A 17,336-nucleotide genomic window follows, 5' to 3' on the forward strand; every position below is an offset into this window, starting at 1 on the left:
CTTGGATTGGTATCATCAACTTCTATATTTGTATGCTAAGGTATTAGTACCTGTAAAGTTGTTAAGAATGTATGAATTATTCTATCTATAATCAGTATACATGCATAGATGTATATGTAAATATATACTTAAAAAATGGGGATTGTGCGTCGTTCTTTTCTATGCAATCCTTGCATGAATAGGGCCTATATCCGTATACACAACCTGTGAGAATTGCTTGACGGTTTCGACTTTCACAATTTAGAATATACTATAGAATAGTGTGTGTCTGACCAGTGACCACACGTCTATCGAATGGTTACAAAAGATAAATGTTAGCAGCATGTGGCGGCATCCCTATGTGAGAGGGCTCATCGGAATGTTTAGGTGCATGCAACGCTGTATAAGTATAGTACTGGATCCTTGCTAGGAGGCATGTGCCATGAGTAACGAATTAAAACCACTACATTTTGATGCGGATTATACGATGGAGGAAGCGCTCGCCGAGGCGAAACGTTGTCTAAACTGTCCAAGACCTTTGTGCCAAATGGGCTGTCCTATTGAAAACGAAATTCCTCGTTTCATCCAAGCCATCGCACACGGTAACTTTGGTTTGGCCAACGATATTTTGGCGGAACGTACCAATTTGCCATCCATTTGTGGTCGCGTATGTCCACGTGAAAACCAATGTGAAGGCAACTGTATCATGAACAAGGCGAAAAAACCGCCTATCAATATCGGTAAATTGGAACGCTTTGCTGCTGACTTTGAAAGCATCAATGAACTTCGCAAACCTAAGAAAATCCAACAAAATCTCGGTAATGTAGCCGTAGTAGGTTCTGGCCCTGCCGGTTTGTCCGTAGCAGGTGACATGGCTAAGCTTGGTTACAATGTAACTGTATTTGAAGGCCAATCTGAACCAGGTGGCGTACTCTTATTCGGTATTCCAGAATTCCGTTTGTCCAAGTCTGTAGTTCGTCGTGAAATCGCTCGTCTTGAAGGCTTAGGGGTTAAATTCGTATGTAATACATTTATCGGTCAAGATAAAACATTGGATGAGCTTTTCGCTGAAGGCTTTGATTCCATCTTTATCGGTACAGGTACGCATATTCCTCAAGAAGTACGCATGGAAAACGATGAAATCCATGGTGTATTCCAAGCGATGTACTTGTTGACTAACGTTCAATTAGTAGAAAATGGGGATCTTGAAGAATCTCTCATTCCTGTGAAAAAAGGCGATCGCGTCATCATCATCGGTGGTGGTAACGTAGCGATGGATGCGGCTCGTACATGCGTACGTTTAGGTTGTAAATCTGTAACTGTAGCATACCGTCGTAGCCAAGAACAAATGCCAGCATTATTGTCTGAATACGAAGAAGCACGTGCTGAAGGTGTTCAATTCCAATGGTTCGCTTCTCCAGTAGCAGTAGAAGGTAAAGACAAAGTAGAAGGCTTCAAATACGAAGTTATGGCGCTCAACGAAGATGGTGCAGGTATTCATGGCACTGGTAATTACCAAGTATTACCTGTTGATAAAATCATCATCGCTGCTGGTCATAAACCAAATGCTCGCCTCATCGGTGAAGGTAACAACTTAAAAGTAGATGAAAAAGGCTACATCATTACTTCAGAAGATCCATATGGCATGACTAACCGTAAAGGCGTATTCGCTGGCGGTGACGTTGTACATAAACCTGCTACTGTAGTATTGGCAATGCGCGAAGCCAAAAAGGCTGTTGATGGCATGGTTAAATACATGGAAATCAAAAAGGCACAAGATAGCATTACTGAATAATCTTATAAAGATAATCGAAGGGGACTGTACTAGGTATAGTCCTCTTTTTGCTATTAGAATTCAAGGCTACATCTAATGTATGGATAATGTATAGAAATCACGATAAATGCTCATAAAACCAAAATTTGTTGAGTGTAATATCTGTATTTTTAGTCTTAATTCTTGTTAGATATACTAAAATTCCACGAATTGATGAAATCGGACATAACTTAATAGACGTAGAAAAAAGCCTTAATAGAACTAATGTGGATGTTAGTTTTTATTAAGGCTTTTACGTTATCGCTTTTCAACTGCTACTAGTCAGCGGCCGCAGTTAATCGTTATAGTTAGGTCATAAGCATGTGTTGAGTGTGAAAGTAGATAGAGGTTGCTATGAATCCTATCGTATGTTGTCGAGATTTACAAATTCGACAAGAAGTTCACAAGCTCGGTGTGTTGATTTTACTTTGGCGTAGACAATTGGGCATGACACAGTATCAACTAGCAGATAAATCAGGTCTAGCTCAATCTTATATAAGTGATCTTGAAAGCGGTGCTATCGATCCTAGATGGTCTACGATTTATAGAGTCGTTAATGGTCTAGGACAGCTGAGCATTCAAGATTTTCTCAATGGACCGCAAACCATTAGAAGCCTAAAGATACATTGATGATGATAACCTCCATGGTTTGCATGTTACGCATCTTTTTATAGTAAATAGTTAAGGCGTTACAGATTCTATCTGGTGACCCGCAGTCATAACATTTTTCTTCTAATTTGGCACATGGGTTGAGTGAGCTTTTCTTATTCTTTTTGCTGTTCAGCGGAGCTGCTACATTGCGAGCTCGATAAATGGCTGATGCTAAATCAGGGGTAATCTTGTTAATGCCTAGTACAAAGAATACCTCTTGGGAGCCGAATAAAGAAGCAGCCACGCGATTTCCTGTGCCGTCAATATTAACCATTTCTCCTGTTTGGGATAATGCATTTACCGAAGTAAGAAATACATCACGACCCATGGTGCGTAAGGCCGTATCACGGAAGCTTTCACCCGCTAACGGTCGCTGAATGTCTGTTACATCCTCGTTGACCTCGCGCAAGGCCTCATAAGCCTTGAGTTCTAATAGGGTGTGGGAATCACCGATGGCTACTCGTTTGTTTTGAATGCGAGATTGTAAATACGCAACGGCTTCGGCACCCGTTTCAAAATAATGGACTACGAATTTATTACGTTCTAAGGCTTTAATCGTTTTCTCTATATCTATAGGTGCATCGTTGTTTTTCGGATTAACAACGGCATTGATGGTCGTTTCTGTATTTGCCATGAGTCCTCCTAGTAGATGTATGACTATAATTAGGGATTTGAAAGAATGTGTAGTTTCTATTATTGTAACCTTTTATGTGGAAAGAGCTCAATAAAAGGGTTGAGCTTTCTTCGTAATCTTCTACTAAAAGTTGGAATTGAATCCTAATTAGTCATAAAATGATGTAAAAGTTGGAATGAAATCCCAATTTATTACTAAATATTAGAAAAGTTGGAATAGATTCCAACTTTTACTAAAAGGGTATAAAACTAGGAATGATAGGGTGAGAAATAATTTTTACTTTTACCAATAGGTTGAATTTGCTATAATAATAGTATTGATATGGCGTAAAGCCAATGTTAAGGAGGCAAAAATCGTGGATTTAATTCAAAAATTAAAAGACCAAGTAAAACCATTAGGTAAAAAAATTGTGTTGCCAGAATACCAAGATGAACGCGTATTGAAAGCAACTGAAATCATTTTGAAAGAAGGTTTCTGCACACCTGTATTAGTAGGTAATCCTGCTGAAATCGCTGAAGCTGCTAAAGCTGCTGGCGTATCCATTGAAGGTGCTGAAATCATCGATCCAGCTAACTACGATCGTTACCAAGAAATGGTTGATACATTCGTAGAATTGCGCGCTAAAAAAGGTATGACTCCTGAAAAAGCTGACGCAACTATGAAAGGCGACTGCTTGTTCTTCGGTGCTATGCTTGTTCGTCTTGGCGTAGTAGACGGCATGGTTGCTGGTTCCGCAACTCCAACTGCATCCGTATTGCGCGCTGCATTACAAGTTGTAGGTACTAAACCAGGCCTTAAAACTGTATCTTCCACTATGGTTATGTTCACAGATAAAAAAGAATATGGTGATGATGGCATGCTTATCTTCTCCGACTGTGGCGTATTGCCTAACCCAACTAGCGAACAATTGGCTGATATTGCAGAATCCACTGTAGAAAAAGCTCGCAAAGTTGTTGGCATGGCTGATCCTCGCGTATCTATGTTGTCCTTCTCCACTAAAGGTTCCGCTTCCACTCCAGAAGTAGACAAAGTAGTAGAAGCTGTTAATATCTTGAAAGAACGCAATGTAGACTTCAAATTTGACGGCGAATTACAATTGGACGCTTCCATCGTTCCTTCCGTAGCAGAAAAGAAAGCTCCTGGCTCTCATGTAGCTGGTAAAGCTAACATCTTGATTTTCCCTGATCTTCAAGCTGCTAACATTGGTTATAAATTGGTTCAACGTTTCGCTGGCGCTGACGCTATTGGTCCATTGATTCAAGGTTTAGCTAAACCTATTCATGACCTTTCCCGCGGTTGCTCTGCTCAAGACGTTGTAGACGTTGCAGCTATCGCTGCTGTTGAAAGCATCTAATAGCTGACCAAACAATTATATATAAACATATGTCGTATATGTTTTGATATGCTGAAAGCTGGCTCTATAGGGCCAGCTTTTTTGTATTATATAGGTTTGTATATTCATGATTTACTGTTATTTTTCGTAGCCTTCATATTGGATGATGGGTATTCTCAAATTTGTAGCTACTGCGACAGACAGGATTTACAATTTGGCTTATAGTATAGATATAATTTGAACGAAATGGAGTTACATCATTGGAGGTGTATCTTATGAGTGTAAATACTATTAATAAATCCATGACCGTAGCTGATGCGGTTAAGGTCAATCCAGAGTTAATGGATGTGTTGGCGAAGGATGGTATCGACTTTTGCTGTGGTGGTGGACATCCATTGGTAGAGGCTATCGAGGCTAAAGGTAAAGATGTAGATGAATACATCGCTATGTTGAATACTGTTCAACGAGTACAAAAGTCCTCTCGTGCAGAGGTACTGAGCTATTCCAAAGAGCAATTGATTGATTACATTGTTCACAACTATCATCGAGAACAATTGGCTATGATTGATGAAATTGATCAAGGTTTAGCAAAGCTCCTCAATGTACACTACGACCATCATGGGGCAGAATTGACGAAGATTTATCAAACCTTCCTTCAACTGAAATCGGCCCTCGTTCCTCATTTCCGTCATGAAGAACATGTGGATTTTCCAGAGTTTATAGCGGGTAAACCTGTAGATTTTGATGAACTCCGTGCCGAGCACGAAGCTGCAGGTGTGCTATTAGAATCCTTAAGTGAATTGACTAATCATTACACTGCACCAGCAGATGGCTGTGCTACTTATGTGTATGTGTTTAAAACTATGAAAGCTTTAGAAGAAGGCCTTCATGAGCATATCTTCTTAGAGAACTCTGTTTTGTTTGATATGAAATAGATTATAATTTCATCTGTTCAATGATACAGAACTATTATGAACTAGATTCTTATATTATAAAGACACCAATCGGATGATTGGTGTCTTTTGTTTTCTTAAGCATCATGATTTTATAACTATAAAGGCAGAAATATATCATTTGTATAATCCTATATAGAAGGTGTATGATTAAGCTAAGAATATTTGATTAATATATTTAATCAATGTATTGAGTCAATGCACTTGATATATACAAGTGTAGTTGTGTTTAGAGTCGTGAAAAGGAGAGGGCTATGATTTCTGTATTCGACGCACATCCTGTTGTTTTTGAAAGTAATGATCGTACGTTAACAATTAGTTATAATGGTGTGCTCTGTAAAGATGCAAATGGACAGGTTATAACTGACATTGATTTTGAAGATGTAAATGAGCTATATCTTACAAGATATCTAAATTCAAATTCTAACTATACGATTATGTTTAGAGACCATAATTGGAAGAATATAGAAGGCCAAGATTTAGATACGGACCGTACAGAATCTAACATTGGTCATAACATTCGTGAAACAAAAGCGGTTATCGCAGCTTTTGCTCGTCATAAATTGACAGCAGATTTCCCTGCAAATTTAGATACACTTCAATTACCATTGGATTATTCTATTATGGGTAAACGTGAAATCACTATTAAAAACGGTGTTATCTCAAATGGTAAGGTTGATATTCCTATTCATGAAATCCGCCGCGTAGTATGTGCATCTAATGGTACAATTAGCAAATTGTTAGTCTATAAGGAAGAAAAACCTAGTTCATTCCTTAAAAAGATTTTTGATTCCCCTGATATGAAAATCACGTTGAACGCCATTACCTTGCCATTATTGGAAGCCATCGTAACCTGCAATACAGGCCATGGCATTGACTTCAGTCGTGGCAATGGCTTTGACCAAAAAGATTCCAACTATATTATCATTCGTTATCTTGACTCTGGATTCTTCCTTGAAAAAGATGGTACAGCACCGACAGAATGGCAAAAAACTGCTGCTGATAGGACCGCTGCCTTTGATTATGATGTGCGTTATACGTATAATAGAGATTTTTAATTTAAATTAGGAGATACTATGTCTGTATATCAATTTTCCCTGCCTACTAAGTCTGGTGAATTACAATCCTTACAAACATTTGAAGGAAAAGTTCTTATCATTGTTAATACGGCGAGTAAATGCGGATTTACTCATCAATATGAGGGCCTAGAGGCTCTCTATAAACAATACAAAGAGCAAGGCTTAGAAATTATTGCGGTTCCTTCCAATCAATTTGGCGAGGAAGAGCCTGGTTCTAATAAGGAAATCCAATCCTTCTGCAAATTGAATTATGGTGTTACTTTTACTGTGATGGGGAAATCTGATGTGCGTGATGAAAGTGCCTTGGATTTATTCAAATATATGATTAAAGAGCAACCATTTAAAGGGTTCCCACCTAGTGATAAGACAGAAATGCTTACAGACTATCTCAATGGCATTGATCCTAACTATTTGAAAGACGATGAGGTAAAGTGGAACTTTACTAAGTTTGTTATAGATCGTAAAGGTAATGTGGTAGGACGCTTCGAGCCTGTTGTAAAACCGATGGAAATGGAAGCTTTCATTAAAACATTATTATAATTCGGGCAGACGGCTAAATGTTGAAGGGATATGTAATATTTATTTTATAATACCTCTTATTTCTTAAAATCGTTCGTTTAGTCAAGTCTTTAGTATCGTAATGAATAAGAACCGCTAGTTAGTAAACTAGCGGTTCTTTTGCGTATATAGTAATGGAAGATGTTTATGCCCTGTCTTTATAAAAATATGGTATAATAAACAATGCGAATGATATAAATTCTCAATAAACTAGAGGTATTGATAATAATGTTAGATGTTACTTTTTTAGCTCATAGTGGCTTTGTCGTAGATGATGGCAAGCGTTGCTATGTGTTTGATTATTATAAAGATCCTAATAATATAGTTTGGCAATTAGCTAAACGAGGTCGTGAGCTTTGGTTCTTTGTGAGCCATACTCATGGTGATCACTTTAATCCGTCTATTACGGAGTTTGATGGTCCTCAAACTCGTTATATTTGCCATCAAGATGTACCATTAGAGGGTAAGGTGAAAAAATGTATTACCATGCGCCCTGGCCAAGATGCCACACTTGATGATGTAGGCATCCATATGTATGGTAGCACCGATGAAGGCGGTTCTTTCTACGTAAAGACAAATACGGCTAATATCGACTCTGATTCTATCTTCCATGCCGGTGACCTCAACTGGTGGCATTGGCTTGGTGATACACCAGAAAATAATGCAGATGCAAAGCGTATGGCTTGGCGTGAGTTTAAGGAGCTGGAAGGCTTGTCTGTAGATGTGGCGATGTTCCCTGTCGATAATCGTCTCGAAGACGCTATGGAGTGGGGCAGCATTGAGTTTTTACGCCGCGTAGACGTGAAAAAAGCCTTTATTCCGATGCATCTAAATGGTCCATTATGGACTCCATCCGTGTATTTTGAGGCCCTCTTTGGAGATGTGCCGATTTGGGCGCCTCAAAAAGATGGCGACGAATGCACATTCTAAATCTACTTTCACCGTTTGTAGTTTGTGAAAGTCCGTGACACTAGAGGTCACTACGTTATATGGGGAGAGTCTATATACGTAATTCAGTAAGTTAGGATCAAGTGATGATGAAAACTAAACCAGTGGCAACCACCCTGTTGGTTGTCATGGCTATTATATTTTTAATTGCATATCCACAACGACAGGATACGTTCTGGGCGTTTATCATGCACGTATCTGGAGCGGCCATGATTGGTGGCTTGGCGGACTGGTATGCGGTAACGGCACTCTTTACGAAGCCTTTGGGTATTCCTTTTAAGACAGCCATCTTGCCGCGTAGCAAGGAGCGTCTTATTCAAATAGGGCGTACCATGCTCAGTGAAGAGTTGCTACGTGTGCCGCAGATGTATTATGCCATCAAAAAAGAACGCGTAATGGTTCGTATTATCGAATACGGCATGAGTGATGTAGGACAAGGTCAGATTAAAGAAATCTTGTACGGTGTAGGTAATCAAGTCTTATCCCATATGGATATTGAGCCTATGCGTCAAGAAATCAATAAGGCTGTTTATAAAGGTGTTACGAACTGGAAGGCGACGCCTCTCGTTATCTTGTTTGGCCGCTGCATGTTAGAACGCCAAACAGCAAGTATTTTCTGGCTCTACTTTAACCGTACCTGTCAGCGTGTTATCGCATCGAATCAGGTATACCCTTATTTGTATCGCGTCATGCTAGACATTATGAAAACCTATACGAAGGATTCCTTCTTCCGCGAACTGGCTATTGCCTTTGGTGGGGATGGGCTTTCACCAGAACGATTGGTGGAAACGGTGCAGAAAAAGGCTGTTCAATTCTTGAAGGAAAATGAGTCCATCGATTCTGCGCTAGGTCGCTACGTATGGGGCCAAGCGATTCGATTCTTCAATAATTTGGAAACTAATAAGGAATGGCAAGCATTTATCGAGGAACATAAAGACCAATGGATCCGAATGGTTCTCGAAGAATGGGAAGGTAAGCTCATCGACGGCGATACTGTAGATTGGAATCGCCTCATGGACATCGTTATCGACCGCTTTAATGTGCTCGGTACGGAAATCTTGTTGAACCCAGATAAGCAGGCGCCATTTGAACGGTTCTTCTTGCTTCGTAGCATTCCGTGGTTACAAAAATTGAACCCTCTTATCGATAAGGTGGTGGGGCAGGAACTATCTCGCTATTCACCTGAGGAAATTACCCAAATCGTACGCGGCAAGATGTACTATGACCTTCAAATGGTTCGTATTAACGGCTCTCTCGTAGGGGCTATCCTAGGCGGCATCTTCTACGGCTTGACCATTTTTGTAGAGGGGGTGCTCAAATGATTAGATATTTGAAATCCCTTACCTTGCGGCAGCGCGCAAATGGTATTCTTGGTTTGACTGCTCTATTGTACTGTTTTGCTTTCGTAGGTCAATTTTTCTTTGGTTCTGAAAGCTGGTATCAGCCGCTTTACTGGGCTGTGCAGTCTGCCCTTATCGGTAGCGTAGCCGACTGGTTTGCCGTAACTGCTTTGTTCCGTAAGCCACTCGGTTTCCCATACCATACGGCGCTCATTCCAAGAAATAAAGATCGCCTTATCAATGGTGTTATCAAGCTGGTTGAGACAAAGATGCTGACCAAGGATCGTTGCAAGGTATTGTTAAATAATGTGGAATTTGTTCCATTGTTTGAAAAATTCTTGCTATCACCGGAAGGGCAACGGGCAGCGCGTCTTGTAATCCATCAAGGGTTGCATCTATTATGGAAATCTCAAACGAGCGAAGAATGGGCACAGTGGGGGGCGAAACGCATTCGCGGTTTGCTAGAAAAACACTCCCTCGTACCTGTGTTAAAACACGTATTGCTCGATTTATGTGAACATAATCGCTATGAAGGCATGGTTGTACAGGTATTGAACGTAATTCAAGAACGTATCAACCATCCAGCTATGGTGACATGGCTTACAGCGGTTGTAGCAGAAGAGGCTCATAAGAAAAAGAGAAAAGGCTTCTGGTCTGATTTCCTCATCTCTATGTCTGAAGCGACTGATGTGGTGAACTACCATGAGTTGGCACAGGCTATCGTTCAAGAGGCTTATGCTATGCTTGAAAACTGGAAGCGACCAAATAGTCCTGAACGGACTGCATGGCTTCGCCAATGGGTAGATCCCATTCGCAATATTGAAGATAATCGCGAAGTTTGTAATGCCCTCGATGAAGCGTGGGAGCGTTGGATTCGCGAACAAGACTGGGAATCTGTCATTGAAAACCATTTATGCCCGTATGTAGAAGAACTATTACTCGTAGGGGATGAAAATGGGGAAACACCAGCTCAAGTATTAGTTAATATCGCCCTTGAATTGTGGACCGTATACGGTCAATCTGAAGACCTTAGAAACCGTATTGAAGTTACATTACACGATATAGGTGTCTATGTCCTTGAACAAGGCTACGACCTCATTGAAACCATCATACGCCAAGTGCTCGGCGGCCTTAGCACAGAGAAGTTTATTTACTTCATCGAATCTAAGGTAGAGGACGACCTCAGCTGGATTCGCATCAATGGTGCTATCGTTGGTGCTGTAGCAGGTCTGCTCGTATGGACATTCCTAGAATATGTGTATATGCCATTCTGGCAACAATTTGTAGGATAAAATTAGATAACAGCAAAGGGACTGACCATTAGTCAGTCCCTTTAGTTTATTCTTCACTATGATTGTACGGTAATCGCACGGTAAACGTAGTTTTTACCTGAGGTTCGCTAGTGGCTGTTACTTTGCCGTGGTGCAAGCTAATAACTTTGTTTACAAAGTACAGGCCGAGGCCGATACCGTGGTTTGATTTTTTATTACGGGATTGTTCCGTTTGATACATGCGGTCCCAAATGTGCTCTAGGTTTTCTTGCTCGATACCGATACCATTATCTGACACGGTAATAACGAGCTCATGACCTACGAGTTTTGCTGAAATATCGATGGTAGTATTTGTAAACTTAATGGCATTATCCACTAAGTTTGTAATAGCTCGACGCAAGGATACTTCGTGAGCCGTCATGCGTAAATTTGGCTCAATTTGAGATGTTATGGTGATTTGCTTTTCTGTGTTTTCTGCACAAAGTCGAGTATAGTCATGAACCATATTCGTCAGCATCCCTGATACATCTACAGGAGCGAAGGTAAGATCTTGTGCATTCTCTAGGCGAGCTACATCAAGCAATTGGCTTACGAGATTGGTCATAAACTTAGCTTGTTCTAAGATATGTGTCAAACCTTCCCGCAAATCGTCTTCGGTGCGGCCGTATTTTAAAGCAAATTCACTTTCTGCTTTAATAACCGCAATCGGTGTCCGCAACTCGTGCGAAACGTCAGAACTAAACTGTCTTTCACGGTTTGAAGAATCTTCAAGACCTGAAATCATGCGATTAAATGTAGTAGTTAGTTCGTAGATTTCATCCTTCGCAGTGCGCGGTGGAATGTCGATACGGCGGCTCAAGTCGTTGTTCTTACCGATAACTTTAGCTGTTTTGGTCAAGGTTCGGACTGGTTTAAGTCCTTTCTTGATAAATAGATAACCACCTAGTGAGGAAATCAGCAAGAATATGATATTTCCTAATAGTAAGCTGTATAAAAGGTTTTCAGTCTTTTTAGACGCTGTTTTTACCTTTGTAACGGCACGCAAAATACCACGATAATTCGGTTCGTTAACCGGTGTATCGTAGTAGTAGAAGGTGTCATCACCAACAGCGATTTCTCCAACCTGTCCTAAGGAAAGGACTGTTTGATTAGGGAAACCATCCGGTAAGGCGCCTTTAATAATATAACCGTCTTGGGTGGATACGAAGAAGAATGTATTATCTTGATAGGGTTTAAACTTTCGAATATCCGTAGCCATAATCATCGCTTGCTGCTGCAAACGTTCTCGTACTTCCTTGTTATCGGACTCATGTGTATATGCATAAATCCATGCGGAAGCAACCATCAAAATGATGAGCAAAAAGATGGTATACCAAGACATAATTTTAAAGGTTAGGGGCAGCCGATTGAATAAATCGGTGGCTGCCCCGGACATGGTGTCCAAATCCCGGTGGGGATCGTTAGTTTTCAGTTTTGAGGACATACCCTACTCCACGAACCGTTTGAATGAGTTTCACATTCTCATCGGTATCGATTTTTTTGCGCAAATCTTTAATGTATACGTCGATGAGGTTAGAGTAGCTTTCATAATCGTATTCCCAAACGTGGTCAAGAATTTGTTGACGAGACAATACGATATTTTCGTTACTTGCTAAATAGAATAAGAGGTCGAATTCTTTTGCTGTCAATGTAATCGTTTCGCCATCGCGTTTAACTGTACGTTGTGGAACATTAATAGTAAGAGGACCAACATGGATGTCGTTTTGTGCATGACGCGCATTACGGCGAGCCAATGCATAAATACGAGCTGTCAATTCTTCAAGATCAAAAGGTTTTACAAGATAGTCGTCAGCGCCAGTATTAAGGCCGGTTACTTTATCTTGCAAGGAATCTTTTGCTGTTAAAAGCAACACAGGTGTTGTATTGCCATCGTTACGCATTTGTGCAAGAGCACTAATGCCGTCGAGGATCGGCATCATAATATCCATTACGATAACGTCATAGCTAGATGTGTTAACATAATCAATCGCTTGTTGACCGTTGAAGCATGTATCAACAGTCATATTCTCAGCACGCAAATATTTGGCCGTAATGCCATTCAGCATTTCTTCGTCTTCTACAAGTAAAATTTTCATTCTCTGTTCTCCTTATGTATGAGTTAAATATATAGCTCTCCAACTACTATAATATAGTCATTATATATATAAGCTTTCTTTTATTGTGAAAGCCACAACACCATATAAGGTGACTATATATATAATATTATATAACTTATTTATCTATTATCATACCTTATACAATAGGAATGAGCAAAAGATGAATGTCTATGCGAGTTTATAAGCCTCTTCTTCATGTTTTGAAACCCTAAAAATGGAGAAATACTGAAAGTTAATGAATTCTACTAATGAATGAAGATGAACTATATCGAAGATTGCCGTATGCGCATAGATGACTAAGATTTTATTGATTTTGGATGATGTGAAAGAAATCACTAAAAAAACTTGTGATAATTATTATCACAGAGATAAATGCTTGTTATGGGTGAAAAAAACCGATAACTTTCGATAGTTAAATTCGAGGTGATTTTAGTAGGAATTTAACGGATATTAATTATTATGAACAGTTGGGATAAAGTAAAAAGCTAGTATTTATGGGGATCGTATATGTGTTAGGAGAAATAAAAATATACAAAAATTTCGGAACCGAACTACTTTCGTAATATCCTTAAGTTCTTGTGGAAATTATTCATATTACAATTTTTTTTCCTCATAATTTTACCTAAAAAATATTAAGTGAAATAAATTATCAATTAGATTAATCAAAATTAATTATGCATAATAGGGTTTAGACATGACCTAAAATGCTCTCTATAATTATAGGTAAAGAAATAAGAAAAATCGTATAAGTATGGGGTTTTTCTTGAAAGAAAAATGATTAGGTTATCAAAAATTTTTATAAGTTTTTGAAATGAGATAGTCTAACAAATTTTCTTATTAAGGTAGTTATGAGGAGGTCATTATGGAACAGTTTGATGTTCTAGTAGTAGGTAGCGGTGGCGCTGGTCAACGCGCGGCTCTTGAAGTAGGTCGTCGTAAAGGCTTAACTGTAGCACTTATTACTAAAATTTTCCCAACTCGCTCTGCAACAGCAATGGCGCAAGGCGGCGTAAATGCTTGTTTGAATAACGTAGCAGCTGAAGACACTATCGAAACTCATACTTTCGATACAGTAAAAGGTTCTGACTATCTTGGCGACCAAGATGCGATCGAATTCTTCTGTGCTCGCTGTCCAGAAGGCGTACTTGAAATGGACCACATGGGTGCTCCATTCTCCCGTACAGAACAAAACAAAATTGCGCAACGTAACTTCGGTGGTCAATCCTATCCACGTACTTGCTACTCTGCGGATAAAACTGGTCACGTTATTTTGCACACAACTTACGAACAATGCTTGAAAGAAGGCGTACACTTCTTGCAAGAATGGTACCTTTTAGATCTTGTTAAAGACGCAAACGGTCACGTTGGTGGCGCAGTTATCTGGAACATGAAAGAAGGTAAAGTAGAACAAATTAAAGCAAAAGCTATTATCTTGTCTACTGGTGGTGCTGGTCGTGTATTCTGGACTCGTACTACTAACCCATTCCTTTCCACAGGCGACGGCATGGCAGCAGCATTCCGCGCTGGTAATGCATTGAAAGATATGGAAATGATCCAATTCCATCCAACTGGTCTTGGTCGTACTGGTATCTTGATGTCTGAAGCGGTTCGTGGTGAAGGTGGTTACCTTCTTAACGCTGAAGGCGAACGTTTCATGAAAAAATATGCGCCTAACAAAATGGAATTGGCATCCCGTGACGTTGTAGCGAAAGCAATCGAAGATGAAATCGCTGCAGGTCGTGGTTTCGGTTCTGGTCTTAACGCATACGTAGTAGCTGACCTTCGTCACTTAGGTCCTGAAGTTATCATCGAAAAACTTCATGGTATCCGTGACTTGGCTATGTGCTTCGAACATTGTGATCCTTTGACAACTCCAGTACCTATTCGTCCTACATGTCACTACATCATGGGTGGTATCGACGTAGTAGATTACAAAACTTGTGCTACTTCTCTTCCAGGCTTGTTCTCCTCTGGTGAAGCATCCTGTATCTCTATCCATGGTGCTAACCGCTTAGGTGGTAACTCCTTGGCAGACGGCGTAGTATTCGGTAAAGTATCCGGTGCTGGTGCAGCTGACTATGCTGAAACACATGAACAACCTAACGTAGATGCAGAATTAGCTGCAGCTGCTAAACACTGGGAAGAAAAATTCACTGAAGTAACGACTCGCCAAGGCGGTCGCCCAGTAGTTGAAATCCGTGACGCATTAGCTAACGCTATGTGGAACAAAGTAGGTATCTTCCGTAATGAACAAGGTATTACTGAAGCATTAGAAGAAATCAACCAATTGATGGAAGATTACAAAACTTGTTATGTAGGTGACCCTGAACGTACTTACAACATGGCATTCGTAAACTATTGTGAAATCGGCTCCATGTTAACAGTAGCTAAAGCTATTGCTATGGGCGCTTTACACCGCCGTGAATCTCGTGGTGCTCACGTTCGTGAAGACCATCCAAAACGTAATGATGAAAGATACTTAAAACACTCTTTGATCAAATTGGGTGCTGACGGCGAGTACGAATTGACAGAACGCGACGTAGTGTTCACTAAATACGAACCACAAGAAAGGAAGTACTAAGATGAGACAAATCACCTACCATATCCACCGTTACCAACAAGGTCGCGCGTTTGTACAGACTTTCAAATTCGATTATGAAGCTGACCGTACAATTCTTTGGGGCCTTCAAAAAATTAAAGACACTCAAGATCCAACATTAACATTCTTGGCAGCTTGCCGTTCCGCAGTTTGTGGCGCTTGCTCCGTTCGTGTAAATGGCGAAGCAATGCTTGGTTGCGAAGCTAAAATCGACGAATTAACAGAACGTTATGGTACTGACGAATTAACAATTGCACCTATCGGCAACTTCCGCGTTATTCGTGACTTAGTTGTTGATTGGGAATCCAAAGTTGATCGTTTGAAAACAGTTGCTCCTTGGATCTTCCTTAAAGCTGAATTCAACGAAGGTGACAAAATTGTTCGCCAAACTCCAGCTGACTTCAAAAAATTCGTTGCTGGTACAGAATGTATCCTTTGCGGTTGTTGCGCGTCTGAATGTAACAAATTAACTGCTCGCGAAGACGACTTCTTAGAACCATATGTATTCACAAAAGCTAACCGTTTCGTATTGGATAGCCGTGATGATGCACCTATGGCTCACATTCAACCTGCATTCGACAACGGTCTTTGGAAATGCGTTCACTGCATGAACTGTATCTCCCGTTGTCCTAAACACTTAAAACCTGCTGTGGATATTTCTAACTTGCGTAAAGAAGCTACTAAAGCTGGTCTTACTAACAGCAAAGGCGTTCGCCATGCGGTTGCTTTCAAAGACGACCTCTACAAAACTGGTCGCTTGAAAGAAGTATCTATGAGCTTGAAATCTGATGGCGTTGTTGATTCCGCTAAACAAGCATTCTATGCTTTACGTTTGTGGAAACACAGCAAAATCAATCCATTTGAACTTGTAGTACCTCAAAAACCTGTAAACGGTATTGATGGTGTTCGCAGACTTATGAAAGCAGCTGAGGAGGTAAGCAAATAATGAAATACGCATTTTTCCCAGGTTGCGTTCTTGAAAGCGCTGCCAAAGAAGATTACTTAGCAACAGTTGCTGTAGCTAAAAAATTAGGTATCGAGTTGGAAGAGCTTGACGGCTGGACTTGCTGCGGCGCGTCCCACGTTCAAGACATCGCTCCAGAAATTACACTTGCTACAAACGCACGTAACATTGCATTAGCAGAAGAAAAAGGTTTGAACCTTTTAACTGTATGTAACACTTGTACTTTGATGCTTCGTGAAGCTAAAAACGAGCTTGATAAAAACGAAAAAGAAAAGAACGAAGTTAACAAAAAATTAGCTCAAATCGGTAAACAATACCGCGGTACAACTGATATTACTCATTTCTTATGGGTATTGATTCGCGATTACGGTTTGGACAAATTGAAAGCTAAAGTTGTTAAACCTTTAACTGGTTTACGTGTAGCTGAATACTATGGTTGCCATATTCTTCGTCCTCAAACTGAATTGGGCTTCGAAGATTATCAAATGCCTACATCCTTAGCAGAATTGATTTCCGCTATTGGTGCTACACCAATCGACTTCTCCCGTAAGCTCGATTGCTGTGGTTTCCATGCTGTATACCCTGCACATGATTCCGTAATGCAAATGACTGGCTCCATCAACAAAGATGCAGCTACAGAAGGCGCAGATTGCGTAGTAACTCCTTGCCCACTTTGCCAAATGCAACTTGATATGTTCCAAAAAGAAGCTAAAGAAGTTGTTGGCGGTGGCAAAGATATGCCAATCTTGCACATGTCCCAATTAGTGGGTCTTGCTCTTGGCATCTCCCCTGATGAAATGGGCATGCCTAAACGTCACTTAACTGATACTGCAGCAGTGACTAAATTCGTAGGTTAATTCGTTTGATTAGGACGTGACCTCAGTTGGTCCTAGCATTGTCCTATATCTAAACCTATTATCATAATTACCAGAAGAACCCCCTAGCTTAGGCTAGGGGGTTTTTCTATTAAATACTAGTTTTATAAATAAATTTGATTTTGATATCAATTGAGAATTATAGTATAATGAGCATATTGATTGTATACACTTATATGAGCA

At 40.1% G+C, this 17,336-nt stretch carries 15 protein-coding genes; 12 read left to right on the top strand and 3 right to left on the bottom strand.

Annotated elements, in window-relative coordinates:
* The first annotated feature begins 421 nt into the window (after positions 1 to 421).
* A complete protein-coding gene (locus RYM16_RS02555; protein ID WP_314982108.1) occupies positions 422 to 1,774 on the top strand; it encodes an NAD(P)-dependent oxidoreductase in 1,353 nt (450 codons plus the stop codon).
* A gap of 372 nt (positions 1,775 to 2,146) precedes the next feature.
* On the top strand, positions 2,147 to 2,422 hold the full coding sequence (locus tag RYM16_RS02560; RefSeq protein ID WP_314727228.1) for a helix-turn-helix domain-containing protein: 276 nt from the start codon (positions 2,147 to 2,149) through the stop codon (positions 2,420 to 2,422).
* Here the strand turns inward: RYM16_RS02560 and RYM16_RS02565 are convergent.
* A complete protein-coding gene (locus tag RYM16_RS02565) occupies positions 2,400 to 3,077 on the bottom strand; it encodes a lactate utilization protein (protein WP_314982109.1) in 678 nt (225 codons plus the stop codon). The genes RYM16_RS02560 and RYM16_RS02565 overlap by 23 nt on opposite strands.
* A 355-nt stretch (positions 3,078 to 3,432) precedes the next feature.
* On the opposite strand from RYM16_RS02565, the gene pta reads away from it, so the two are divergent.
* The 7 genes from pta to RYM16_RS02600 all read left to right on the top strand — a co-directional run bounded on the left by pta (position 3,433) and on the right by RYM16_RS02600 (position 10,580).
* Positions 3,433 to 4,431 carry a phosphate acetyltransferase gene (pta, locus tag RYM16_RS02570; protein WP_295205753.1) on the top strand — a complete coding sequence of 333 codons (999 nt, stop codon included), beginning with the start codon at positions 3,433 to 3,435 and terminating at the stop codon, positions 4,429 to 4,431.
* 254 nt (positions 4,432 to 4,685) lie between these two features.
* Positions 4,686 to 5,345: a DUF542 domain-containing protein gene (locus RYM16_RS02575; protein ID WP_314982110.1), complete on the top strand. Its 660-nt coding sequence runs from the start codon at positions 4,686 to 4,688 to the stop codon at positions 5,343 to 5,345.
* A gap of 272 nt (positions 5,346 to 5,617) precedes the next feature.
* Positions 5,618 to 6,421 (top strand): hypothetical protein, encoded by an 804-nt coding sequence (locus tag RYM16_RS02580; protein ID WP_314982111.1) that lies wholly within the window; start codon positions 5,618 to 5,620, stop codon positions 6,419 to 6,421.
* Between the two features lie 18 nt (positions 6,422 to 6,439).
* Entirely contained in the window at positions 6,440 to 6,982 is a 543-nt protein-coding gene (locus RYM16_RS02585; protein WP_314727233.1) for a glutathione peroxidase, read from the top strand.
* Between the two features lie 246 nt (positions 6,983 to 7,228).
* A complete protein-coding gene (locus RYM16_RS02590; RefSeq protein WP_105081750.1) occupies positions 7,229 to 7,930 on the top strand; it encodes an MBL fold metallo-hydrolase in 702 nt (233 codons plus the stop codon).
* Between the two features lie 104 nt (positions 7,931 to 8,034).
* The gene (locus RYM16_RS02595) at positions 8,035 to 9,270 is read left to right on the top strand and encodes a DUF445 family protein (protein ID WP_288187607.1); all 1,236 of its coding nucleotides are present in this window, start codon (positions 8,035 to 8,037) and stop codon (positions 9,268 to 9,270) included.
* A complete protein-coding gene (locus RYM16_RS02600; protein ID WP_314982113.1) occupies positions 9,267 to 10,580 on the top strand; it encodes a DUF445 domain-containing protein in 1,314 nt (437 codons plus the stop codon). The genes RYM16_RS02595 and RYM16_RS02600 overlap by 4 nt, the downstream gene beginning before the upstream one ends.
* 46 nt (positions 10,581 to 10,626) lie before the next feature.
* Here RYM16_RS02600 and RYM16_RS02605 read toward each other — a convergent pair whose 3' ends face one another.
* Both RYM16_RS02605 and RYM16_RS02610 read right to left on the bottom strand, forming a co-directional pair.
* Positions 10,627 to 12,042, bottom strand: coding sequence for a HAMP domain-containing sensor histidine kinase (locus RYM16_RS02605; protein WP_314982115.1), 1,416 nt, complete (start codon positions 12,040 to 12,042; stop codon positions 10,627 to 10,629).
* A complete protein-coding gene (locus tag RYM16_RS02610) occupies positions 12,020 to 12,694 on the bottom strand; it encodes a response regulator transcription factor (RefSeq protein WP_004698139.1) in 675 nt (224 codons plus the stop codon). The genes RYM16_RS02605 and RYM16_RS02610 overlap by 23 nt, the downstream gene beginning before the upstream one ends.
* Positions 12,695 to 13,577: 883 nt before the next feature.
* Here RYM16_RS02610 and RYM16_RS02615 point away from each other — a divergent pair.
* From RYM16_RS02615 to RYM16_RS02625, 3 genes are read left to right on the top strand one after another with little or no spacing between them, the layout of a single operon-like run.
* Positions 13,578 to 15,296: an FAD-binding protein gene (locus RYM16_RS02615; protein ID WP_314982117.1), complete on the top strand. Its 1,719-nt coding sequence runs from the start codon at positions 13,578 to 13,580 to the stop codon at positions 15,294 to 15,296.
* A gap of 1 nt (position 15,297) precedes the next feature.
* The gene (locus RYM16_RS02620) at positions 15,298 to 16,260 is read left to right on the top strand and encodes a succinate dehydrogenase/fumarate reductase iron-sulfur subunit (protein ID WP_314982119.1); all 963 of its coding nucleotides are present in this window, start codon (positions 15,298 to 15,300) and stop codon (positions 16,258 to 16,260) included.
* A complete protein-coding gene (locus tag RYM16_RS02625) occupies positions 16,260 to 17,135 on the top strand; it encodes a CoB--CoM heterodisulfide reductase iron-sulfur subunit B family protein (protein WP_105081747.1) in 876 nt (291 codons plus the stop codon). The genes RYM16_RS02620 and RYM16_RS02625 overlap by 1 nt, the downstream gene beginning before the upstream one ends.
* The last annotated feature ends 201 nt before the right edge of the window (positions 17,136 to 17,336 follow it).

The organism is uncultured Veillonella sp. (genome assembly GCF_963524655.1).
GTDB lineage: Bacteria > Bacillota > Negativicutes > Veillonellales > Veillonellaceae > Veillonella.

Coding starts and splice junctions, on each gene's coding strand:
- RYM16_RS02555 (WP_314982108.1), top strand. CDS start 422: ATGAGTAACGAATTAAAACCACTACATTTTGATGCGGATTATACGATG.
- RYM16_RS02560 (WP_314727228.1), top strand. CDS start 2,147: ATGAATCCTATCGTATGTTGTCGAGATTTACAAATTCGACAAGAAGTT.
- RYM16_RS02565 (WP_314982109.1), bottom strand. CDS start 3,077: ATGGCAAATACAGAAACGACCATCAATGCCGTTGTTAATCCGAAAAAC.
- RYM16_RS02575 (WP_314982110.1), top strand. CDS start 4,686: ATGAGTGTAAATACTATTAATAAATCCATGACCGTAGCTGATGCGGTT.
- RYM16_RS02580 (WP_314982111.1), top strand. CDS start 5,618: ATGATTTCTGTATTCGACGCACATCCTGTTGTTTTTGAAAGTAATGAT.
- RYM16_RS02585 (WP_314727233.1), top strand. CDS start 6,440: ATGTCTGTATATCAATTTTCCCTGCCTACTAAGTCTGGTGAATTACAA.
- RYM16_RS02590 (WP_105081750.1), top strand. CDS start 7,229: ATGTTAGATGTTACTTTTTTAGCTCATAGTGGCTTTGTCGTAGATGAT.
- RYM16_RS02595 (WP_288187607.1), top strand. CDS start 8,035: ATGATGAAAACTAAACCAGTGGCAACCACCCTGTTGGTTGTCATGGCT.
- RYM16_RS02600 (WP_314982113.1), top strand. CDS start 9,267: ATGATTAGATATTTGAAATCCCTTACCTTGCGGCAGCGCGCAAATGGT.
- RYM16_RS02605 (WP_314982115.1), bottom strand. CDS start 12,042: ATGTCCTCAAAACTGAAAACTAACGATCCCCACCGGGATTTGGACACC.
- RYM16_RS02610 (WP_004698139.1), bottom strand. CDS start 12,694: ATGAAAATTTTACTTGTAGAAGACGAAGAAATGCTGAATGGCATTACG.
- RYM16_RS02615 (WP_314982117.1), top strand. CDS start 13,578: ATGGAACAGTTTGATGTTCTAGTAGTAGGTAGCGGTGGCGCTGGTCAA.
- RYM16_RS02620 (WP_314982119.1), top strand. CDS start 15,298: ATGAGACAAATCACCTACCATATCCACCGTTACCAACAAGGTCGCGCG.
- RYM16_RS02625 (WP_105081747.1), top strand. CDS start 16,260: ATGAAATACGCATTTTTCCCAGGTTGCGTTCTTGAAAGCGCTGCCAAA.